The 21,025-nt window shown below is 61.5% G+C and carries 29 protein-coding genes and 2 pseudogenes; 17 read left to right on the top strand and 14 right to left on the bottom strand.

Annotated elements, in window-relative coordinates; genetic code table 11:
• Positions 1–276: TetR family transcriptional regulator (locus V2B23_RS29285; RefSeq protein ID WP_430953462.1), on the bottom strand; the 276-nt coding region annotated here is incomplete at its 3' end.
• Positions 277–509: 233 nt separating this feature from the next.
• Here V2B23_RS29285 and V2B23_RS29280 point away from each other — a divergent pair.
• Positions 510–1,720 (top strand): annotated as a pseudogene (locus V2B23_RS29280) (IS110 family transposase).
• 113 nt (positions 1,721–1,833) lie between these two features.
• Here the strand turns inward: V2B23_RS29280 and V2B23_RS29275 are convergent.
• Positions 1,834–2,205 (bottom strand): VOC family protein, encoded by a 372-nt coding sequence (locus tag V2B23_RS29275; protein WP_430953461.1) that lies wholly within the window; start codon positions 2,203–2,205, stop codon positions 1,834–1,836.
• Between the two features lie 67 nt (positions 2,206–2,272).
• Here V2B23_RS29275 and V2B23_RS29270 point away from each other — a divergent pair, with 67 nt between their 5' ends.
• Both V2B23_RS29270 and V2B23_RS29265 read left to right on the top strand, forming a co-directional pair.
• The gene (locus V2B23_RS29270; RefSeq protein ID WP_430953460.1) at positions 2,273–2,704 is read left to right on the top strand and encodes a MarR family winged helix-turn-helix transcriptional regulator; all 432 of its coding nucleotides are present in this window, start codon (positions 2,273–2,275) and stop codon (positions 2,702–2,704) included.
• A gap of 757 nt (positions 2,705–3,461) precedes the next feature.
• The gene (locus V2B23_RS29265; protein WP_430953459.1) at positions 3,462–3,713 is read left to right on the top strand and encodes a hypothetical protein; all 252 of its coding nucleotides are present in this window, start codon (positions 3,462–3,464) and stop codon (positions 3,711–3,713) included.
• A 252-nt stretch (positions 3,714–3,965) separates the two neighbouring features.
• On the opposite strand, the gene V2B23_RS29260 is transcribed toward V2B23_RS29265, so the two are convergent.
• On the bottom strand, positions 3,966–4,154 hold the full coding sequence (locus V2B23_RS29260; protein ID WP_430953458.1) for a hypothetical protein: 189 nt from the start codon (positions 4,152–4,154) through the stop codon (positions 3,966–3,968).
• Between the two features lie 435 nt (positions 4,155–4,589).
• Between V2B23_RS29260 and V2B23_RS29255 the strand changes: the two genes are divergently transcribed.
• Positions 4,590–5,495, top strand: a complete 906-nt coding sequence (locus V2B23_RS29255) for an IclR family transcriptional regulator (protein ID WP_430953457.1) — start codon at positions 4,590–4,592, stop codon at positions 5,493–5,495.
• Between the two features lie 88 nt (positions 5,496–5,583).
• On the opposite strand, the gene V2B23_RS29250 is transcribed toward V2B23_RS29255, so the two are convergent.
• Entirely contained in the window at positions 5,584–5,988 is a 405-nt protein-coding gene (locus V2B23_RS29250) for a recombinase family protein (protein WP_430953456.1), read from the bottom strand.
• 376 nt (positions 5,989–6,364) lie between these two features.
• On the opposite strand from V2B23_RS29250, the gene V2B23_RS29245 reads away from it, so the two are divergent.
• Both V2B23_RS29245 and V2B23_RS29240 read left to right on the top strand, forming a co-directional pair.
• Positions 6,365–6,610, top strand: coding sequence for a hypothetical protein (locus V2B23_RS29245; RefSeq protein ID WP_430953455.1), 246 nt, complete (start codon positions 6,365–6,367; stop codon positions 6,608–6,610).
• 407 nt (positions 6,611–7,017) lie between these two features.
• Positions 7,018–7,350, top strand: coding sequence for a MerR family transcriptional regulator (locus V2B23_RS29240; RefSeq protein WP_430953463.1), 333 nt, complete (start codon positions 7,018–7,020; stop codon positions 7,348–7,350).
• On the opposite strand, the gene V2B23_RS29235 is transcribed toward V2B23_RS29240, so the two are convergent.
• Positions 7,282–7,659 (bottom strand): hypothetical protein, encoded by a 378-nt coding sequence (locus tag V2B23_RS29235; protein ID WP_430953454.1) that lies wholly within the window; start codon positions 7,657–7,659, stop codon positions 7,282–7,284. The two genes, V2B23_RS29240 and V2B23_RS29235, sit on opposite strands and share 69 nt — an antisense overlap.
• A 350-nt stretch (positions 7,660–8,009) precedes the next feature.
• Here V2B23_RS29235 and V2B23_RS29230 point away from each other — a divergent pair, with 350 nt between their 5' ends.
• The 4 genes from V2B23_RS29230 to V2B23_RS29215 all read left to right on the top strand — a co-directional run bounded on the left by V2B23_RS29230 (position 8,010) and on the right by V2B23_RS29215 (position 9,779).
• Positions 8,010–8,387 (top strand): MerR family transcriptional regulator, encoded by a 378-nt coding sequence (locus V2B23_RS29230; protein WP_430953453.1) that lies wholly within the window; start codon positions 8,010–8,012, stop codon positions 8,385–8,387.
• Positions 8,388–8,553: 166 nt separating this feature from the next.
• Entirely contained in the window at positions 8,554–9,015 is a 462-nt protein-coding gene (locus tag V2B23_RS29225; RefSeq protein ID WP_430953452.1) for an Hsp20/alpha crystallin family protein, read from the top strand.
• Between the two features lie 195 nt (positions 9,016–9,210).
• The gene (locus V2B23_RS29220) at positions 9,211–9,564 is read left to right on the top strand and encodes a hypothetical protein (protein WP_430953451.1); all 354 of its coding nucleotides are present in this window, start codon (positions 9,211–9,213) and stop codon (positions 9,562–9,564) included.
• A gap of 65 nt (positions 9,565–9,629) precedes the next feature.
• Positions 9,630–9,779 (top strand): hypothetical protein, encoded by a 150-nt coding sequence (locus V2B23_RS29215; RefSeq protein ID WP_430953450.1) that lies wholly within the window; start codon positions 9,630–9,632, stop codon positions 9,777–9,779.
• A gap of 387 nt (positions 9,780–10,166) precedes the next feature.
• Here V2B23_RS29215 and V2B23_RS29210 read toward each other — a convergent pair whose 3' ends face one another.
• Together V2B23_RS29210 and V2B23_RS29205 are read right to left on the bottom strand one after the other, a co-directional pair.
• Positions 10,167–10,358: a hypothetical protein gene (locus V2B23_RS29210; RefSeq protein ID WP_430953449.1), complete on the bottom strand. Its 192-nt coding sequence runs from the start codon at positions 10,356–10,358 to the stop codon at positions 10,167–10,169.
• Between the two features lie 480 nt (positions 10,359–10,838).
• Positions 10,839–11,018 (bottom strand): hypothetical protein, encoded by a 180-nt coding sequence (locus V2B23_RS29205; protein WP_430953448.1) that lies wholly within the window; start codon positions 11,016–11,018, stop codon positions 10,839–10,841.
• Between the two features lie 233 nt (positions 11,019–11,251).
• Between V2B23_RS29205 and V2B23_RS29200 the strand changes: the two genes are divergently transcribed.
• Entirely contained in the window at positions 11,252–11,707 is a 456-nt protein-coding gene (locus V2B23_RS29200) for a hypothetical protein (protein WP_430953447.1), read from the top strand.
• Between the two features lie 147 nt (positions 11,708–11,854).
• Here V2B23_RS29200 and V2B23_RS29195 read toward each other — a convergent pair whose 3' ends face one another.
• Positions 11,855–12,220: a DUF3349 domain-containing protein gene (locus V2B23_RS29195; protein WP_430953446.1), complete on the bottom strand. Its 366-nt coding sequence runs from the start codon at positions 12,218–12,220 to the stop codon at positions 11,855–11,857.
• Between the two features lie 204 nt (positions 12,221–12,424).
• Here V2B23_RS29195 and V2B23_RS29190 point away from each other — a divergent pair, with 204 nt between their 5' ends.
• Positions 12,425–12,562, top strand: coding sequence for a hypothetical protein (locus tag V2B23_RS29190; RefSeq protein WP_430953445.1), 138 nt, complete (start codon positions 12,425–12,427; stop codon positions 12,560–12,562).
• Positions 12,563–12,722: 160 nt separating this feature from the next.
• On the opposite strand, the gene V2B23_RS29185 is transcribed toward V2B23_RS29190, so the two are convergent.
• The 3 genes from V2B23_RS29185 to V2B23_RS29175 form a co-directional block, all read right to left on the bottom strand.
• Positions 12,723–12,986, bottom strand: coding sequence for a hypothetical protein (locus V2B23_RS29185; RefSeq protein WP_430953444.1), 264 nt, complete (start codon positions 12,984–12,986; stop codon positions 12,723–12,725).
• Positions 12,987–13,216: 230 nt separating this feature from the next.
• A complete protein-coding gene (locus V2B23_RS29180; protein WP_430953443.1) occupies positions 13,217–13,540 on the bottom strand; it encodes a hypothetical protein in 324 nt (107 codons plus the stop codon).
• Positions 13,541–13,582: 42 nt separating this feature from the next.
• On the bottom strand, positions 13,583–14,041 hold the full coding sequence (locus V2B23_RS29175) for an Hsp20/alpha crystallin family protein (RefSeq protein ID WP_430953442.1): 459 nt from the start codon (positions 14,039–14,041) through the stop codon (positions 13,583–13,585).
• A 176-nt stretch (positions 14,042–14,217) separates the two neighbouring features.
• On the opposite strand from V2B23_RS29175, the gene V2B23_RS29170 reads away from it, so the two are divergent.
• On the top strand, positions 14,218–14,550 hold the full coding sequence (locus V2B23_RS29170; RefSeq protein WP_430953441.1) for a MerR family transcriptional regulator: 333 nt from the start codon (positions 14,218–14,220) through the stop codon (positions 14,548–14,550).
• Between the two features lie 35 nt (positions 14,551–14,585).
• The gene (locus V2B23_RS29165; RefSeq protein ID WP_430953440.1) at positions 14,586–14,789 is read left to right on the top strand and encodes a hypothetical protein; all 204 of its coding nucleotides are present in this window, start codon (positions 14,586–14,588) and stop codon (positions 14,787–14,789) included.
• Between the two features lie 269 nt (positions 14,790–15,058).
• On the opposite strand, the gene V2B23_RS29160 is transcribed toward V2B23_RS29165, so the two are convergent.
• Positions 15,059–16,525 (bottom strand): aminotransferase class I/II-fold pyridoxal phosphate-dependent enzyme, encoded by a 1,467-nt coding sequence (locus V2B23_RS29160; protein WP_430953439.1) that lies wholly within the window; start codon positions 16,523–16,525, stop codon positions 15,059–15,061.
• 150 nt (positions 16,526–16,675) lie between these two features.
• Here V2B23_RS29160 and V2B23_RS29155 point away from each other — a divergent pair, with 150 nt between their 5' ends.
• From V2B23_RS29155 to V2B23_RS29145, 3 genes and pseudogenes are all read left to right on the top strand, one after another.
• Positions 16,676–17,743 (top strand): C45 family autoproteolytic acyltransferase/hydolase, encoded by a 1,068-nt coding sequence (locus V2B23_RS29155; RefSeq protein ID WP_430953438.1) that lies wholly within the window; start codon positions 16,676–16,678, stop codon positions 17,741–17,743.
• Between the two features lie 415 nt (positions 17,744–18,158).
• Positions 18,159–19,321, top strand: a pseudogene (locus tag V2B23_RS29150) (IS30 family transposase).
• 38 nt (positions 19,322–19,359) lie between these two features.
• A complete protein-coding gene (locus tag V2B23_RS29145) occupies positions 19,360–19,707 on the top strand; it encodes a DUF3024 domain-containing protein (RefSeq protein WP_430953437.1) in 348 nt (115 codons plus the stop codon).
• A 280-nt stretch (positions 19,708–19,987) separates the two neighbouring features.
• On the opposite strand, the gene V2B23_RS29140 is transcribed toward V2B23_RS29145, so the two are convergent.
• Positions 19,988–20,269 (bottom strand): helix-turn-helix domain-containing protein, encoded by a 282-nt coding sequence (locus V2B23_RS29140; protein ID WP_336883077.1) that lies wholly within the window; start codon positions 20,267–20,269, stop codon positions 19,988–19,990.
• Positions 20,269–20,478, bottom strand: coding sequence for a type II toxin-antitoxin system RelE/ParE family toxin (locus V2B23_RS29135; RefSeq protein WP_430953436.1), 210 nt, complete (start codon positions 20,476–20,478; stop codon positions 20,269–20,271). The genes V2B23_RS29140 and V2B23_RS29135 overlap by 1 nt, the downstream gene beginning before the upstream one ends.
• Positions 20,479–21,025 lie beyond the last annotated feature (547 nt).

Genomic DNA, 21,025 nt, shown 5'->3' with positions numbered 1-21,025 from the left:
GACAAGGACGGTGCCCCATCCCTGCACCAGGTACTGCGCCAGAGACTCTTTGGACGGAAAGTGGTGATACATTGCGCGCTTCGAGTCCCCCGTTGTGGCCAGGATGTCAGTGATCCTCGCGCCGGCGTACCCGACTGTGTTGAAATGTTCGGCCGCGGACGAAGCAATGCCGTCCCGTGTCGCGATCGCCCTCCGTTGGGGTCGCCGCTGGGTTGCTCTCCCCCTTGTCGGTGTGCTTACGGCTGAGTCGTTGTCGATATGATCGTGCACGGTCACAGGTCCTTAATGTCGTTCTGGTCCGGTAGTTTCACTGGACGCCCAGACCGGGCGGGTGTGGCTTGTCACAGGTTGCCTACTTTCGGGTGAGGCTCGATTGGAATGGCCGCCCGTCCGGTCCGGACTTTCCCGGCCGCATTATTGAGACCTGCGAAATTATGTCGCTGTTTAAGGATCTGCGGATGGATTGTCTGTGGGCTGACCTGCACGAACATATCGTAGGAGGCAGCTGGATGGACAGAATTTTCGTTGGTGTCGATGTCGGCAAAGAAGTGCACTGGGCGTGTGTCCTCGATCGGGACGGACACGTTCTGCTCTCTCGGAAACTGAGCAACGACGAGGATGACATCACCCTACTGTTGTCCGAAGTCGCATCGTTGGGTTCGCCGGAAAACACGACGTGGACGGTGGATCTGATCGCCGTCGAAGCGTCGTTGCTGTTGGCGATACTGTTCGACCACCACCACATTGTGCAGTACCTACCTGGTAGCGCCGTCAACCGCGCCTCCGCCGGCTACCGCGGCGAAGGAAAGACCGATGCCAAGGATGCGCGGGTGATCGCCGATCAATCCCGGATGCGACGCGATCTCACCCGCCTACAAGCGGACGACACGGTGGTGCGGGAGATGAGGATGTTGATTACCCGACGCAACGACGTGGTTGCCGACCGTATTCGCACGATCAGCCAACTCCGCCAACAACTCACCGCCGTCTGCCCGGCCCTTGAGCGGGTATCGAAGATCGCCGAACACCACGGGTGGGCGATCTTCCTCAGCCGATACCAACGGCCGAAAGCGATACGCCGAGCAGGGGTTTCCCGTCTGACTTCGCTACTCACGACGCACGGTCTAGGCCTGGCACGGCGGCGAAGATCGCGACCGCAGCAGTCGAAGCCGCGAAGACTCAGACGGTTCGCCTGCCGGCCGAAGAACTCGCCGCCGAACTGGTCGCGGACCTGGCGCGGGACGTGCTGCGCCTCAACGCGATCTTGGTCGAGTTGGACGGAAAATCGAAAGCCGATTCCGCAGACACCCACTCGCCGAAATCGTGGTCAGTATGCCGGGCATGGGACCGCGTCTCGGTGCGGAGTTCCTGGCGGCAATCGGCACCATCGAGGCATTCGCCTCCCCCGACCACCTGGCCTCCTACGCGGGGTTGGCGCCGGTGCCCCGATTCCGGGAAAACCACTGGGCGGCATCATCGCCCGTACCGCTACAACCGGCAACTACGGCGGGTGATGTATTTGTCCGCGCTCAACAGTATTCGGTTCTGCCCCGAGTCCAAGACGTACTTCGAGAAGAAGAAAGCCGAAGGAAAACGCGGAAATGCCGCGGTCATGGCCCTCGCGAGACGCCGAACCAACGTGTTGTGGGCACTGATCCGTGATGAACGGATCTGGGAACCGCGCAACTCTGCGAGCACTGATTCAGCGATAGCCGTATGACCAGAGCCGACTGCCCCATGACAAAAACCTGCCCAGACGCCATCTGGACTGGCGCGCAATAGGTTCAGGTTCCAGTGGTCCAACGAACTAGTTAGTGATTGTGCGAGCTGGCTTTAGCCAGTATGCATTGTGATGACATATCCCGCAGGGTCCCGGAAAGCGAAGGTATCTCCAAACGGGCTGGCGAAGGGAGGCGTGACGATGTCAACTCCTTCTGCCGCGAGGTGGTCGTGGAGTGCTCGCGCGTCTTCGCACGCGAACCACAGCGCGACGCCCAGGCCCGGGAGGCCGGCTGCCAGATCCGTGCCTGGCGATGGGCCCCGCACGCCGAAGGCGATCGGTGATGTCGCGAACACGACCGCTCCGGGCGGTGACTGAGGCGCACGCACCATTCCGACGATGTTTTCGTAAAAATTTGCAGCTCGTTCCACGTCCGCTACTTGGAGGGCGAGGAAGCTTGGTCCGGTCACTGTTGTGATTGCCACTGTGGTGTCCTATCTGATCAATTCTCGTCAAGTTGTTGACGAGCCGAATGTATGTCAAGATGTTGACGTGAGTCAAGTGGATGTTGACACCTCGATCGGATACGCCCTCAAGCGCACGACCTCAGCGCTGCGAGCAGCGCTGGACGAATGTTTGCGAGACCTTGAGCTAACCGTTTCGCAATACTCGAGCCTGGAACTGATTTCGTCACGACCCGGTTTGTCCAATGCGGATCTCGCGCGGGGGGTGTTCGTCAGCCGACAGGCGACACACCAACTCTTGGGCGGGCTCCGGCGACGGAACCTCATCGAGGTGATCGGCGAGGGCCGTGAGCAGAAGCTGCTTCTCACAGCGGTCGGCGCAAGTCGACTCGAGGAGGCATCGGCAGCTGTCGCTTCCATCGAGGAAAAAATGCTCGGCGGTTTGGATCGAAGCCGTCGAAAGTCGCTTCTCGACAGTTTGAATGCATGCGCATCGGCCCTGACTACACCCCGAGGCTGATTAGAACGTCCACGGACACGGTGCGCCGACCACGTCCCGGACACGCTTTGAGACTGGTGGGCCCGTCCGTCAGGCCGAAAAAATCGATTCGCCCCATAGTTGGGCCCACCGATTTGAGTCAGAGACAGCTCGCCAAACCACAATTTCTGCGAACTCACTATCCGCGGACGATAGGACACTCACACTTATTCGAATCTCGCCGATGAGGGCATGACAGCAAGACCCTTCCTCGCCGCAATCCGGATGGCCTGGGCAGAGCGCGACTATCACCCCGCCTCCGGCCTAGGCCTGTGCCGCCTGACCGTTCCCTGATGTCCACCCTCGGGCAGATGCGTTGCGAACAAATGCCCGTCGTCAGCGTAGCGCTGCACTTCGATACCGCAACTCGCACCGAAATTCGCTTCCGTAGCCGCAGCGATTGCGGCGTTGTCGGACTCGAAAAATTCATCGGTCGACGAACCATCCGGCATCGTAATCCTGTAACGGTCCATCCCCTACTGTGCGCCGAATTTCTGCCCGAAACAACCGCAGTCAGAAAGTAATTCGTTCACCGAATCGGACGCGGCTCTCACATTCGTCCATCATGTAGCGATCGCTCCGCCCAGGCTCGGAAGCCACGGCATCAAACTCGACTGCCGCTGCGAGTTACGCCGCACGGTTCGCTCGTAGTTCAACGACACCCGGTCATTGGCCTGGTACACATCCCATCGCAGCGCGACGTAGGCCCACGGCCAGCAGAGCGAGAATCCGGGACACGATGGACATCGACCCCGACGGCTTCGCCGAAAACGTCGCCGACAGACTCGCACCCCTCACCCGCAGAGTCACAACCGACAGGAAAAACCTCAAGACGTTCATCGAAAAACGCGACCACGAAACAGGCGCCTGGCGTGGAAACATCGAACGTCCGGATCAGATACGACCCGGCGAAGCCGGATCTCCCCACACCCCTCCGATAACGGTTTTACCTCCGCAAAGGCGACAGGTCACCGGCGGCAAGGTTTTCTGAGAGAAAGTTCTACGGCTTCCCGAGTCCCACACGAGCATGCCCAGCGTGCCGCCGACGTTCACCACGCGAGGACGATCGTAGCCACTGGAAGTCCAAACACATCACCACGACCAGACCCACACCCAACGTCCCGAGCAACAGAACCACGTTCACCATCGTCACACTGCTCCTTCCGATACCGAATTACTCACTCGCACAGCACAAGACAGAACGCTCAGATCTATAGTGGGCATCCGCGCCGGGCGGATTCACTCAGGCCGCGGACACGCCCCGAAACGATCGGACTGCCGATTCGCGCATCCTCGACGCCACCGAAAAACCACTAGTGGTCAGCTCTCCCGTCTCACCTCCCACGCCAGGCTCGCCTACGGGCTCGACGCCCATCGCCTGTCGCCACCACCGCTCACGTTCCTCGGATTCGGCCCACACAATTACATCCATCACTGTCTCCTCATCGACCGCCGGTTTGTTACCCAGATCGCTTTCCTCGGAAACGTCAGGCAAGAGAAACAAAGCGACCAGGAGAAACCGAACACGCACTACCTGGGGCGATCCCAGCCTCGCGGCTCACCCGAACCGATCTGAGAACACAAAACGAGTACAGTCGAAAAAGCAGCCTGCGTGCCGCAGCAGCGGGCGCCACGGCAGCGTGTCAGCCGGCGCAACGAAGGTGTCGCTCATTTCCGTCCACGCCCGCGCCAGAGTGTTCGGGACCCGGCCTCGACGCCGAGAAAAGGAACACGCAAGCGCGACGCTCGGAGCAGCGTCTGACGCCTCTGCCGCACCGCAACAGAGCGTGGACCTGCAACTTAACGTCGACCGAACGCGACACACGTACAATAAAGTGAAATAAATTCTAATTTCCGGGAGGTGTCCATGACCATCGTTGACATCAACGACACCATGACCACTGCTCAGCCGACCAGCGCTCAGGCTAAAAAGGATCTTCCGCCGTCGATGGTCGAGCGGATGACGCTGATTCTCGACGCCTTCGACGGACGCGCAGGACGGCTCACCCTGGAAGAGGTGGCGTGCCGCACGCAGTTGCCGCGCTCCACCGTCCACCGCATTCTCGATCAGCTCGTCAAGCTCGACTGGGTCGATCACGCATCGTTCGGCTACTGCCTCGGACGGCGGGCACGCGGCCTCGGCGGCGACGGTGGCCACAGCCAGATTCGTGAAGCCGCTGCACCCGTCCTGCACGAACTGCACCTGCAGACCGGAATGGTTGTGCACCTCTCGGTGCTCGACGGCCGCGAAACCGTCTACCTCGACAAGGTCGGCGGCCGATTTGCCGCGGCACTCCCGTCGCGCGTCGGTGGCCGGGTTCTTGCCCACTCCACCGCGGGCGGCAAGGCAATGCTCGCGTGGATCGACCCCGAACGCGTCGACGCCTTGTTCGGCGCGACCCTTCCGCGCTGTACCGAGAACACCATCGCGGAGATCGGCATTCTGCATCAGGAACTCAACCGCATCCGTCAGCGTCGGGGCTTGGCCTTCGAGCGCGGTGAATCCGCTCGCGGCCTGGCATGCGTGGCAGCCGCGATTCGTGGGCATGAAGGCCCCGTCGGCAGCATCGCATTGTGCGGCGACATACGGACCGCTCAGCTCGAGCGAGTCGCCCCGCTGGTAGTCGACGCGGCCCGTGAGGTCTCGCGCTCGCTGTACCCCGAGCTGGGTGCACCGCGCCGTGGCCGCAAGGCTCGCCCGATCCCGACAAACACCTTCTCCGCAGAGACGATGGACCGACTTCTCGCGGCATCCACCGAACAGTGGATCTGAATCTTCCTGGGATCTGAGTCTTCCTGCTCTCTTTCTGTCTCACTGATCGGGTCGAGCCAATTGAGAGCCGAGATACCGCTTTTGGATTTCAGAGTATTTTCGTCAAGGCCCGGACGGTCGCGGCGTCGCTCATGTCGGCGCCTCGGGCGCATCCGAGAGTGGCGCCGGTCCGCTTCCCGGCGTCGTCGGCAACCCCCTCGACGCCGCGTGCCGCATCGAGGACCTTCAATCCGATCCCGCGCTCGCGCAGCTGCGCGCCGAGGGGGATCAGATGCAACACCGAACGCCCCAACCGGTCGAGGCGGGTGATGACCAGGGTGTCACCGCTGCGCAGTCGCTGCATAACTGCATCGAGCTGTGGGCGTGCGGCTTTCGCACCACTCGCGCGGTCGGTATGGATGTTTTCGGCGTCGAGCCCGGCCCGCACCAACGCGTCGACCTGGTGGGCGGGATTCTGCTCCGCACTGGATACGCGTGCGTAACCGAACAACATGTGTCGAAAACTACCGCTATTGAAGGTTTTCCGACAGGTGTCGCCGAGTTCAAAAACGTTCACCTTCTCATCCCCGCACCAGGAAACCTCAATGCCGGATAACAGCTTCCGAGAACACGCCCAGAGGAGAATCCGAAGGCACACGCTCGGAAGGATTCGGCTCTGCTCGTGCACAGTTAAGGTGTCGCGGTACGTGCAGGAAGAGGAAGCACAATCTTTTCTGCTGTAACACTCGAGCAGACATCGTAGATAACTAGATTATTGCTGCAATCTCTTCCGAGGCGACGAGCCGCTGCGGCTCGCCGACCACTGGTGCGGCGAGAGGCGTGCGCGTTGCGTTACCGACGTATGTCTCGACCGAAAAGGTGAAAACGTCATGCCGGCAGATCGTCGTCGCCACGCCGCTGCACTCGCCGCGTACTTGGCCCAGTTCGCCCGGTCCCCCGATCCCGAGGAAAGCCCGGCCGAGAGTCGGTACGCGGGACTGCCGCCCGAGGACCTGGACCAATGCCGCCGCGATTATCGTCAGGCATTGGCCTGGGCAGATGCGTCGAGCTTCACCGACGAGGACACCCACGCCCTCGAAGCGATGCGCCGGCGATATACCTTCCGCGCGCAATGACCCTTTCCGCCCCTGACGGCTGGGCGAGCAACTGGGCGAATCACCACGGCTTCACCCCGCAGCGGGCCACCCCAGATGACGACGTCGGTCACGAAAGCCTCGGGCATGCGGGGCCGCTTTGCCCGAGATCGCGGAAAATGAACGGTGGCGGCACGCGGCGCCCCGGAGAACATGCACAACGCCGGTACAGACAAGAGCGTGGCTCAGTGCCGGCGCTAGATGCAACCGATCGTCGTACTCGTCACATGCCCTCCGCCAGAAGCAGAAAATGTGTAGCGTGAAAGGAAGGTTATTCCGGCTACCGAGCATGGGAAATCGAATGCCGTCACCCTTTACGGTCGAAGATCCTGCGAGCGGCGACCAGGGGCGACGAACTTCGGGAGACGACATTGACAGAACAGACAGCAATGCCTGCGCCGCGTGCACTACGCGGGGTGTACGGGATTTCGGTGATGTCGGAACTGTCCGGCGTGGGACCGCAGACGCTACGACTCTACGAGCGACGCGGGCTACTGACCCCCACCCGCACTAGCGGAGGCACCCGCCGGTACAGCGAAGCAGATCTGGATACGTTGCGCCGGATCACCGCACTGATCGACGAGGGAGTCAATCTAGTGGGGGTTCGCCGCATTCTTTCACTGGAAACCGAGAACACCATTCTGAAGGAACGTCTAGCTCAGGGCCACGGAACGGCTGATGTCACCGAAGTCGGCATCGGCCTCGATTTTGTTTCCGCCTGACTCGAGTCGCGCCAACGCGGAATCGAAGGCATCGATCAACCATGCAGCGGTGGACTCGACGAGCAACTCGTCCGAGACGCCGGCGAGGTCGGATCGAAAGATGCGTACCAGCCACGAACCGTTCGTGTCCGGCTCGTCCGACAACCCTCGCGGCGTGTTGGTGGCAACGACATAGCGGTTGTACTCGAGATCGACGCGGATGGCGTAGCTTCCGTCGAGGTTGACGACATTGGTGGGACGCTGGGTGGCCGCGGCCAATGCGATCAACGCGTCGTTGTATTTTTCCGAGTATTTCGCTGTCAACGGCATGGTCAACCTATCTGTTCGATCTGGCCGACGCAGCACTGCCCGGCGTGTCCTCACATCCTGTAGCCGCTGCGTGACCAGGGACTGGGCCGATCCTATCCCGAGAATCAAACACAAGCCGCTCGCCGCAAGAATGAATCACAAGGTGCGGGAGAGATGAACTACCCGCAAGCAGTACCGCAGGGCAGGGCAGGTTCGAGGCCGAAGTTGCGTGAGATGTGTGTGGCCTCGGCAGCCCCTTGAGAGCGGCTACCGGACAATGCAATTAAAGTCCGGCAGCTCGAAAGAGTGCAGTGTGTAAGGAAGTTCAACCCAGACCCCCGGCGGCCTCAACGGCGCCGGGGGTCCCGTCCGTGGACAGGAAGAAGCGACCCATTCAGGCAGAACCACCCGGCAGTGCACTGTCCGACAAATTCGACGACGAAGACTACCCCGCCTACAGCATGGGCCAGGCCGCCGACATCCTCGGTGTCCGGCAAGCATTCCTGCGCAGTCTCGACGCCGCGAAACTCCTCACCCCGCAACGCTCCGACGGCGGACACCGCCGCTACTCCCGCTACCAACTCCGTATCGCCGCCCGCGCCCACGAACTCGTCGCCACCGGTACCCCGCTGGAGTCGGCGTGCCGCATCATCATCCTCGAAGACCAACTCACCGAAGCCCGACGTATCAACACCGAACTTCGACACACCCAGCAGCGTGGCAGCGAACCTAGCGCCGCCCCCGAATAGCCCGATTCACAGCGCCGTCTTTCCTCCGGAATTCCTCCACAAAAATTCTGGCACTCGGACTTGCCGAGTGCCAGAATTTTTGTTTAACATGTTCTCGCACAGTAGGTTCGGTCACCCGCCACGGTGGCGGGGACCTTTCTTTTCACGACATGGGAGGTGTGTTGCTGTGCTTCGTTTCGATCCTTTCACCGACATCGACTCGATCACCAAATCTTTGCTCGCCGCAGGTTACGGCAGTAGCCGCAGTCCACGATTCATGCCGATGGACCTCCACAAAGTCGACGACCACTACGTCCTGCACGCCGATCTTCCCGGCGTGGATCCCGGATCGGTCGACGTGCACCTCGACGGCTCCACCTTGACGTTGACCGCGCACCGCAGCGCGCCCTCCGAGGACGGTGTGAGCTGGCTGGCCGGTGAACGATTCGCCGGCACCTACCGACGCCAACTCTCGATCAGCGACGACATCGACAGCGAGCGTATCGCCGCCTCCTACGACAACGGTGTCCTGACGGTGAGCCTGCCGATCGCCGAAAAAGCGAAACCGCGCCGCATCGACATCTCCTCCGGGCCACCCTCACGCGCCGGCACCGATCAGACGGCGCAGCCGGTGCAGATCGAAGCCTGATCGCCTTCCCCTCGCACACCTGCGGTGGGGTGATGCCCGAGAAACCTAGCGCAACAGGGCTCAGGCATCACCCCACCTTTCTGCTGCACTTTCCGCTGCGCCTGCCGGTTCCGCTGCGCCTGCCGGAGAAGCAAACCGTAAGCACCACAACGGATATCACCACACACCCCTGCACGAAAACCCCGCCTCACAACCATGACCATATCGACCATTCCCCCACCTGAGAACCCGCACAACCTGCACGAGACCGAAGTACCCACCGAAGCGCCCACCCCACCTGTCCGGTGGAATCGACACACACCGATCACCAGCAGTGAATACAGCGACATGTCAATGATGTTCGGCGCCCTCTCGATCCTGACGTTCTGGATGTTCGGACTCGGTATCCTCCTCGGAGCCGCCGCCCTCGGCGCAGGCCTGTCGGCCCGCCGCCCAGACACCGCTGGACACAATTGCGGCGACGGACACGGCGCCATCGGAATCCTCACCGGCACAGCAGGTATCGCCTTCGGGATAGTGTTCCTCACGGCAGCAGTGCCACACCTGTAAGAACCGCACCCCCGAATCGGCAACCACAACCACCCACCGAATCCGAATTACCCAGGAGGTCAACGATGCCTTCGACGATCACCGATACGGCACCATCCGCCCCCGCCGACGAGCCGATCATCTGGAAAGAAGATCCGGACCGGCAATCCTGGTGGAACCGCATCCTCTTCCCCACCCCACCACAAAACCCCCAAACAGATGAATTCCAGCCCTGACGCAGAGCCGGGCAACTTTCACAAACGGTCCCACCGAAGCTGATCGGTGAGGTCCTCCTACGCCCATCCGGACATAGGAGGACCTCACCCGATCGCCCCTGGGCCGAGGGCCTGGACTGAGTGTTTATGACAGGCACATCAAAGTCCCCGGAAACTCCGGTGCGATTCAAGAGGGGGTTTCGTACCGGGAGGAGGAAAACTGTGAGCATCTCCGGCCAGGCGATTGAGGGCGTCAGGCTCTTGTCGTAATGCTTGCCCTGGAAACAGTCCCACTCACCTTCGAAGCCACGGCCAGTCTTGAACCCTGCGACGTCGACACCTCGATCGTCTGATCCTCCGAAACGTTGGACGCGGGCGTACCGGGGTGACAGGCCCGAAGCCCACTCCTCAATGAAGATCTCCCACTCGTCCGGATCGTAGGTCTGGAGCGAGTATCCCGGAGGGGATGTGGACGTTACCGCGCCGGAACACCCCGATGCCGCTACCGCCGGCCAATGCGGACGCCGGACCGACCTCGGAGACCACCGCGTGGGCGATGGTGTGCGCGTACGACCGACACGTCACATCCTGCCTGGGCACAGTGCGATCGGAGATCGGCCGTACAGTTCGAGCACCCCGAACGGGGCACCCCCACCGTCGAGGGGGTATGCGTACACACTCGCCGCCGCCACCGACAGTGCCTCCGAGGCAAAAAGCGGCCACGGGTCAGGGCCTCACCGCCTGCCATGTCGTCGTGACGCTCCGGACTGTGCAGACGATAGGCATCCAGGCACGAGCCCTCCCCGAGGGTGAACTGCAACTCGTCGAGCTCCTCCGCGATGCCGTCAGTGGCGAACACCAGGTCCCGCGTCGAGTCGGTCGCGAACACCGCAACCCCGACCCCGTCGACCCCTGTCTCGCGGACGAGCTCACAGGCGAGCTGTTTCGTCACCGCGAAAGATTCCGAGGGACGAGATTCCCAGAGGGACAGGTTTTTCGACATCGAGGGACTTTCCCGAGCGGAGAACCGCCCGTGCGGTCCTGAAGCGAGTGCTCCAACGGCGTTGACTACCATCAAAGCTACACGGGCCGGGCCTCTTTCAGCCGCCACACCCCGCCCGAGCATCCTTGTGGCAGTGGGGGCAGCACGTGGCCGGCGACATCGGTACTGACCCGGTGCGCGTCACCGCAATCGCATTCGTAGAAACCGCTGACCGGCGCTTTCTGACCCGGACGATACGTCTGCTCCGCTGTACTCATCTCCGATTCCTTCCCGAACTCCGGCGCCCTCAAACAACCCGTGCCCCACAGTCAGTACCGGCTGGGGAGACGAGCATCGGACCTCAGCGACATCCGACAGCGCCGCCGTTGCGGCCCGTGCCATGGCTACATGCCTCGACCAAGCACGAGAGCGATTCCGTGGAAAGGACACGAATGTGCACTGATCGCTACTTCTGGGTACCTGACATATTCACCGTTGAAGGAGCCCGCTGTTGCCCTCGAAAACGCATGTTCAGCACTGTGCAGCCCTGATATGCGCCTACCTCACCGACGACACCGAAGGATGCGGCGCCCTGCGCGACACCGCAGAACTGACATACCGGCAATGGTACGAATCAGCGACCATCCTGTGCGCCGCAGTGCTCGACCTGATCGCATTCGACACCGGCAGCCACCCCTTCACCATCATCGACAACTACACCCCCGACCGGCACGAAATCTTCCCGGGCACCAGACACCTACCTCAAGCGACGACAGCCATCGTCTACTACGACCTGCACAAACGAGTACCCGAACCCGACGCAGTGGGAGTCAACGTCATCGCATCCCTGTTCGACATCGCAGTCACCGGAATCGAAGAACTCGCGCACCTGTGGAGTCGTACTCCGATCGAGGTCGCACGATTGCTGACCATCGCCGCAGCAACCTACGAACGCCAGGTGTGGTGAACAACCGCGACCGCTGTGTCAGCATCTGTGGACTGCCGGGGTCCACCGAAGCAAGCGGCATCCCCATAAACCCGCAAGAGCCGAAAAGACACCTTCCGATGACGTTGCTCTGTTGGCGCCTTCTGTCGGCGAATGCCTGCAGCACAACTACTTCGGAAGCGTCTCGGGGGCAGTCGAATCGACTGCACCATCATCGTCGTCGCCGTCATGCGGCTCGGACGTCGCCAACGGCCAATCCACTTCGTCGAGCCGACGAGTAACGCGTTCGATGTCCTCCTCGGACGGTTCTTCACCAATGGTGCCTGCGATCAGCTCACGAACATGCCCGTAGTCGATGTGGCGGTCCGGAGTCTCATGCGCGTGCTCGACAGACAGGGCCACCACCTGGTCGATCTCGTCATCACTGAGCCGACGGCGCAGGAGGGCCAACACCGCGAAATGATCCTTCTCCGGAATACCCTCCGGGTAACCACTACGAAGCCAGTCCAATACCGCTTTCAACGGATGACGCACCCACCACCACCTACTCTCATCGCCGAACCATACGACAGAGATCCGTCAACACCGAAAGTCGTTCAGCCTCCGTGTCAACGGCGTCAGCGGCGCCGCACTCGACGGGGCACACCGCTCCTACCGCCTACCCTGGGACTTCGGATCTGCCACCGTCCAGTCGGTCAGTGCTCTCGAAAGTCAAGGCGCGCAAAGACAGCCAACGCAATGCACAACAAACTTACCAGCACTGCAACATTGATCATCGCGATCTCCCGTCCGGCAATCCTTGCAGGGTTGGCCCTTGTGGGTTGGCCTATCAACTCGGCGAACAAGACTCATACGGCAGCCTGGGCGAGCCTGTGACGACCTGACGCCACCACGCTTCCCGTTCCTCGGATTCGGGCCACACCACCACATCGAGGTCATCGATATCCATGCGAGTACTCCTTCATGTCATCTGACCGCCTGTTACTCCGCCCGCGGTCCTGTAGCCTGTTACTCCGCCCGCGGTCCTGTAAACGCCTCACGGCTTCGAAGCCGGATCGACCGCGGACTCCGGTACCAGCGCCGGACTCGGCATGCCGATCTTCGGGCACCAGGTGCCCCGGTGCCCGCCGGGCGGCAGTTTCGTAGGCAACAACGCTCCGCGATGGTCGTAGCGCTGGACATGCAACCCCCAACTCCTACCGCCGTTGGCGGCCGTCGCCGCGACGATCGCCTCGTTGTCCGACTCGAAGAACTCGTCGTTGCTCGATCCATCCGCGAACGTGAACTTGTACCGCTCCATGACACGACCTCGCCGTCAGTCGAAAAGCTCGTGACCGCCGGTGTTCCCGTAACGACTGTGTTCGAATCTCAAGTCTTGTGACCACGAAGTTCGGGGCGTCACATCTGCCGCCGACATCAGCTCTCGGACTCGCCCCCGCAAGTCAGCCATCGCGAGGCGTCCGCTCGCGCATTCACGGGTTCCTCGCTGCGCCGTAGGGGGCCGGGCAACGAGAAACCCGCCCACGCCCCCTAACCTTGCGGAGGGGAGCGTTGGGTGGCCCGAGGCCGCATCACCGGAACCCGATACGTATAGCGGGGCAACATGAACGGCGGGGCCGGCAGGCCGGGGTCGAGGGTGCATCCGGCGATCCGGGTGAGCAACACCCACGCCGCCGGAGTGAGGGCATCGGCGAGAATTCGATCCGAATCCCTCACCACGGCAGCATATTCCAGATCGTGCCAGAGGCGGATGTCCAGCCTCTCCCGCCCCGAGTCGCCGCGATGGCCCCCGCCGGCTACTTCACGCTCGTCCTCGGCGATGCGGGCGATCTCGACATCATCGACCCGTACCATTTTCTCTGCACCTTCACGAAACATGCTGTATTGGAATGCTGTTCACGCATCGATCTGCTTGCTCCCTTGCGTGTATTCCACCTCCTTGCTGCTCCCGTTGCTGTTCCCGGCGCTGCTGATCTCGATCTTGCGGGGCTTGGCCCGCTCCGCGAGCGGGATCGTCAACCTCAGCACCCCGGCGTCGTAGCCGGCGTCGACATTTTCGGTGTCGAGGTTCTCGCCCAGGAACAGTTGACGACTGAACACCCCGCGCGGGCGCTCGGCCGCAATCATCTCCTCCTCCCCGCCGCGAACCGGCCGTCCGGCGTGCACCGTCAACACGTTCCGGTCCACATCGAGATCGAGCGAATCCGGATCCATGCCGGGAAGATCGGACTCGACGACGAACTGCTCGCCCTCCTGCCAGGCATCCATCGGCATCACCGCCGGCTGCGAAGCAGTACCCAACAGCTGTCGGGTCAGGCGGTCGAGGTCACGGAAAGGATCGGTGCGCATCAACATTTTCGGTCACCTCCAGGAAAAGTCACTGGAACCGCTCACTGCTTACCACCACCGCATCCCCGCTTTTCTACAGTAGATGCTGTAGATTTGGTATATCATCGAACGCACATCGGATCAAGAGCACTTTCCGGCAGATCCACGGTGAAAGCGGAAAATTCTTTGATGGGAGAACCATCATGACGCGCAACCCCACCATCGCCGAACCCCCTGGCCTGTACGCGATCTCAGTGACATCGGAACTCTCCGGATTCACCGCCGGCACACTGCGACTCTACGAACAGTACGGCCTGATCACCCCCACCCGCACCCGCGGCGGCACACGCCGCTACAACAACGACGACCTCACCCGCCTCGGCCGCATCGCGGACCTAATCGCCGACGGCATCAACCTCGTCGGCATCAAACGAGTCCTCGAACTCGAAGACAACACCGCCCTCCTACGCCGCGACAACAACCGGCTACGCGCAGACAACGCCCACCTGCGCCAGAAAAACACACACGACACATAGAAACGACGACAGCCGACAGAGAAAGGACCACCGCCATGGGACACGACCACATTCCCCCAGCCGCCGTCGACGCGGCACCCGACGCCGACTACATCGAACAAACCATCCCCACCGACCCGAATGCAGTAGATGCCGTCGACGTCGCAGCCCTCACCACCGAACTCGACACCCCATGGCCCCCGCCCGAGGAAGATCTGATCGAACAATCGATATCCGTCCCCCTCGACGACGACCGATAGGCCCCGCATGCGTCTCGGGCCAAAACACCGATTACGAAACAGTCCCGATTCTCTGCGAACGGGCTCTGCCGGACGGGGATGGGAGTCGACGTCCGGCAGAACAACAGTCCCCTTGACCTCTTCCGCGAAGCCCCTGATGCCTTAGCTCGGACCGCTCTTGTCGTCTGGCACGTGTTTCCTCCAGTTTCGTTGCGGATTCGCATCTTGGAAGTCACTACCCGAAGCGCAATCTGACAAACATCCGATGCGTATGGTCGCGAATCACCCGGTCAGCGCTGAGAAACCACTCGAATGTGTCGAAGCGTTCCGTCTGCGGCATCAGGTATCTCCATACCGGCATCGACTCCGCTTCGCAGATAATCGATCACCGCCTGATCTAGAAGCTCGCCCGGCACGACAGCGGGAATGCCAGGTGGATATGGGGTCAGTTGTTCAGCGGCGACACGGTCGGCTGATCCGGCCGCATCGACCATTTCCGTCGGTCCGAAGAAGGCTTCGCGCGGCGACATCACCGACTCGAGTTGCAGCTCGTCTGGGCTCGGCAAGTACATCTTCGGCGGCCTGTCGAACTCGCCTGCGGCGCGAGCAAGCGACTCGAGGGATGTGACAAGGCGGTCAGCAGTTCTGTCGTCGTCGGCCATGGACATGGTTGCCATGATTCGGCGGTGATCGTGCATCCCGACATCGAGATGGCAGCGCTCGCGTATCCAGTCGGTGCACTGGAAGCCCGAAACTCCGAGTTCACTGACGTCGACGAGGATCTGCAGACGGTCCAAGTCATGCGACGCCTCCTCGCCGAGTAGTCGCTCTTCGAGCACGTTCAGCCCGTCGATGTCGGCGATGCGTTCTCTGGTGCGGCCGGCGAGCGACAGAGCGCGGCCGAGCAGTTCCGTGCCGTGCTCGACCATCTGCCGGCGCCACCCGTCAATTGCCGCGTACAGCATCACATTCGGGCTGGTCGTCGTCAGTAGGTCGGCGCACTGCGACAGGTGTGTCCCGTCGACCAGGTCGCCTTGAAGGTGATAGACCGATCCCTGTTCGAATCCCGCACCCATCTTGTGAATACTGACCACGCAGACATCCGCTCCGGCGTCCATTGCCCATGTCGGCAGATCGTCGTGAAAGGGTAAGTGTGCGCCCCACGCCTCGTCGACGATGAGTGGCTTACCGCGCTCATGACACACTTTGGCGATCGTCTCTATGTCCGCGCAGGTCCCGTAAGGGCTGGGACTGACGATCAGTGCACCGGCAGCGTCGGGGTATTCCTCCCACATCGTCTGTACCTGACCCGGTGAGGGCGGGTGAGAGAAGTGCATGTCCTCGTCCCAGCGCGGCGTGATCCATCTGGGCGTCACACCGCTGAAGATCAATCCGGCGACGATGGATTTGTGTGAATCTCGGGAAACGAGTAGACCTCCCGGGTTGTTTCCTGCGACGGCCAGCATTGCCGCTTTGACCGACAGGGAGCTTCCGCAGGTCGAGAAGTAAGCGCGCTCCGCCCTGACTGCGTCGGCCATCAGTTGTTCCGCCTTGGACAGGTAACCGTTGCTGGAGCGTCGGTCGTCCAAACCGCCAGAGGCCAATACGTCCGAACGGAATGGGTCGACGCCCAGTATCTGGGTGACCCGGCCGTCTGCGCCTCGCCCTTGACGATGCCCCGGCGGGGAGAACCCGTAGCGGTCCAAACGATGGTATTCCTCCAACGCGTCCAATATCGGTGCCTGCGACTGGTCCATACCCGAAGGCCTACCCGTTGGTGATGTGTCTTGAACTTCCGCGCTGACGGCCCGGACGCACGGACCTCGGCGGTACGGCTTTCACCTCGAAACTTTCTCTGCCAGTCTGTTTTACAGAGGATTTCATTCCCACCCGGCAGGAGTAATCCGGTGACGGTCATCGAATGTGTTGGAAACGGACGTGCACGTGGACGTTCCCACGGCGAACAGGCCCGTAAACTCATCCAGGCTGCCTTGGCACGGTGGCGAGAGGGTACGAGCGCTCGAAGTCGCGAGCATCTGTCTGCAAACGGATTGCTCGCCGCAGTGGAAGCGTCAGTGCCCGATTTGGCCGAGGAGATGCGCGGCATCGCGGAGGCGGCTGCCGTCCCCTTCACGGAAATCCTCGCCTACAACTTCATGGACGAACAGTGGTGGGTCCATCGTGAGCACTTGGAACTCGGCTGCAGCGTTGTCGGACAGACCGGCACAGAAGGCGTCTTCCTGGCCCAGAACATGGACCTACCCGATTTCATGGACGAATCCCAGGTCGTATTGCGGATCCGTCCGGATGATGGGCCCAGCGCGCTCGTCCTCAGTTCAGCGGGTATGATCGGATTGACCGGTGTCAACGATGCCGGCGTCGGCATCAGCGTCAATGCCCTCGGAATGTTGCACCACAACGATGCGGGTCTCCCGGTGGCCGCCGTTATTCGCGGGGCGCTTGCCCAGCCGTCGCGCCAACTGGCGGTCGATTTCCTGCACCGCAGTTCTCACGCGAGCGGGCAGCATTACGCGGTTGCCGACGCGTGCGGTTTCCACGGTGTCGAGTGTTCAGCCTCGGAGGTCGTAGTCAGTTGCCCGGCAGATTCGCCACTCTTGTTGCACACCAATCATCCCCTATCCAACAACGACATCGACGCCGATGCCGAACGAGAACTTGCCGGCGAGGGACGGTTCACCGATTCCCGGCTCCGGCTGGAATTTCTGAAGTCGAATGCGCCACACGTCCGCGACGGGGCGGCAGCTCGACGCCTACTCGCCGACCGAAGCACGCCCCTGTGCGTTACTCCACGGCAAGGCCGTCGGACACAAACATTCGGGGCCGTCATCTTCGAGTTCACGACCACCCCGCCGACAGCCCACTTCTGCCTCGGTCTGCCGGACCGGAAACCCTGGATCGAACCGGGTTGGCACTCGGCTCGTTCAGGTGCAGTGGTTCAACCCCGATTTCGATGAAGGAGCGAGCATGACACGCGACGTGGAAAAGCGATGGACGACAGCACGACCTCTCGCGCAGCCCTGATCCACGTAGGCGCAACCATCGCCTGCGCATCACTTGCCGTGGCGCTTGCACTCATCTGGATGGCCAACCGACAGACACCCTGCCACCTTGACGCCTTTTCGGCATGCACGGATGCGGAAAGGTACGTTTTGGTCCTCACCCCGGCCGCTGTCTTGCTGGCCGGCGGTATCTGGGCACTGCTCCGCGCCTATAACGTGTGGGAGTCACGCCGGATAAAACACGCTCACGACACCCCCCTGTCCGGCAATTCGTCCATACCCGCAACAGCTAGCTCACCGGTAACGATCTTGGTCTCAACAGGTCAACGCATCACTACTGATGAGATGATGCGCGATCGTGGAGGCACGGATGGGCAGCAAGGCACTCGGATTCACAGTGGAACAGGAAAACCTGATCTGGGATCTCCACCGCCGTGGAGAATCGATACGAGAAATCGAGCGGATCCTCGGAGAAACAATGCCTCGAATTTAACGCTTCCTACGGGAGTCCGGAGGTATCCGTCCGGTCCCACGAGCACGGCGGGCCGGCCACATCACCGCAGTCGAACGCGAAGAAGTTTCGCGAGGAATCGCCACCGGCGACAGTGCTCGGACGATCGCCGAGAAACTCGGAAGATCCCCGTCCACGATTGCACGCGAGATCGCCCGCAACTGCGGGCGCGAGAACTACCGGGCGGTCGAGGCCGATACCGCCGCTTATTTCCGCGCTCGCCGACCCAAAATCTCGATCCTGTGCGCTCGGGCGATTCTACGGACCGTCATCACGGACAAACTCCATGAGCAGTGGTCACCGCAACAGATCTCCGTCTCGCTTCGGCGCGAGCACCCAGGCGATCCACAGATGTGGGTCTCACACGAAACGATCTACCGATGCCTCTACATACCGTCACGGAAAGTGTTCGACAGCACTACATTTCACGAACTGCGTACCGATCGGCCGATACGTCGACCGAGCGGGAAGAAACGCTCCCACGGTCGTGGGCGGATACGAAATATGGTCTCGATCGATCTTCGAGGAGCTGCGGCAAACGATCGTAGTGAGTCCGGGCACCTGGAGGGTGACCTCGTGTTCGGAATCCGTCCGTCAGCGGTCGCGACGCTGGTGGATCGGCAATCACGCGTCACTCATGTGGTGGCATTGCCTGACGGGTACCGGGCCGAGACGGTCGCGGACGCTTTGATCACTTACCTGAGCAGGTTGCCTGCGCACCTACGTCGTTCGCTGACCTGGATCGGGGACGAGAAATGGCCGAACACGAGCGCATCACCGCAACCCTCGACATACCCGTCTACTTCTGCGCCCCGCACCATCCGTGGCAACGCGGGACGAACGAAAACGCGAACGGATTGCTGCGGCAGTACCTGCGCAAGAACGCTGACCTGCGCAGTTTCAGCCAAGATGACCTGAATATGATCGCGGCCAAACCCAACGATCGACCTCGGCGAGTGCTCGACTGGGACAGCCCACGCCGGCGAGAGGAACGGGTACTCGGTTCCTGCGCAACCGGATAGCGAAGCCGGCCGCCGATGAAGGTTGGCATGATGGGGGCATGGCTGCTACCGGACTTCCCGAACTCGACGTCGCGCGGGTCGTGAAGTATTGCGCGAGTAGGGTTCCCGATCGTCTGCGTCATGAGATTCGGGTCGAATGCGACATCGCACCCCGTCATCTGACGATCTGCGAATGCCGGCCGCCGTGGCGGGAGGACCTCAGCCCTGAGTGGACGCGTTTCCCGATCGCCCGGCTGCATTTCACGAAGAAAATCGGGTTGTGGACTTTGTATTGGAGGGACCGGGACCGCAAATTTCATCGCTACCAGTTCTTGGAGCCGAGTCCGCATGTTCAGGATTTGCTCGATCACATCGACAGCGGTGGGGACCCGATCTTCTTGGGTTGATCGGTTATCGTCGGTGATGCGTTGACCTGTTGAGACCGAGCTCGAAATCGGTCCACAAACCACCCCGCAACAGCCGAGCGAACCCGGCGACACTCCCCCACCACCGAACCCGAACACACCCGCCGACCCCAAATTCGCCGGCGCCCCACACACCCCAAACAACACCCCAGGGACGTGCCATCAGGTCACAACACCTCCACGCAGCACCCGGCCCGCACCCCGAAAATCGGGTGCGGGCCGGGCCTCAAAACCAAACAGATTCCAGCGCTTCTTCGGCGCCTTACGCGGCAGCGCTCACCGTCATATCGACATGAAGTCCGGCGGCCGACACCATGTTGACCAACGCATCAAGACTGAACAGGTCGATCTTTCCTCGAATCAAATCCGACACCCGCGGCTGAGTCACACCAAGCCGGGCGGCCGCATCCATCTGAGTCCATCCCTCGGTCTCGATGCGCCGAGACAGCGCAATCAGCAGAGTCGACCGCAACCGCATGTTCTCCGCCTCCTGCGCAGTGTCCTCGATCGCATCCCACACGCTGCCATAGATTTCATCGCTCATCACCACTCACCCTTCCCGTCATCCGCTATCACCTGCTGGTACCGCTTCCTCGCGGTAGCCAAGTCCGCCGCCGACGTTTTCTGCGACTTCTTCTGGAAGCAATGCAGCACAACTACCCAGTCCACCAACTTCGCCACGTACATGACACGGAACGCTCCCGACCCATCACGTACCCGGATCTCCCGCACACCAGAACCCACACCCACCATCGACTTCCAGTCCGTCGGTTCGACCCCCTACTGAACACGGTCCAACTGATAACCACACTGACGACGAACCGCATCGGGAAAACAACGAAGATCCTCCAGCGCGGTCCCCATGAACTGGATCTTCTTCACCCCACGAGTATACAAAAATTTGTATGAACTGGTGCCTCTTCCACGCAACAAAGGACACCAGCGAGACAGACTCAGCCAGCGAGGACCTTCGCGAAGGTCCTCGCCACGGCGGCGTCGAGCTTGTCGAAGCGGCCCGAAATCGCGCCCTCCTGCCCAGCGCGGCACGCGGGGCACCCTTCACCGACTGTTTGTGGTGGGCCCAGGTGTTCACACCGCCTGCACCACCAGCGAAGCCGTCCCCCGCCGAGTATCCAAGACTGCACTCCCACAGAACTTTTCGAGTCACTGCTAACCTCAAGCCACGTCACCTGTTGCAACGATCGCTAGAAGGCGCTCCATCGGGGTCTATCTCGCTAACGGTGTTTCGGCGGATTTCCATCAGTATGTTTCCGATCCCGGCCAACGATCGGCGAACGTG

Origin of the sequence: Rhodococcus sp. 24CO (genome assembly GCF_050586165.1) — a bacterium.
Lineage (GTDB): Bacteria > Actinomycetota > Actinomycetes > Mycobacteriales > Mycobacteriaceae > Rhodococcus_F.
Note: the sequence above shows the minus strand (reverse complement) of the source record. Positions and strands in the feature narration are given on the sequence as shown.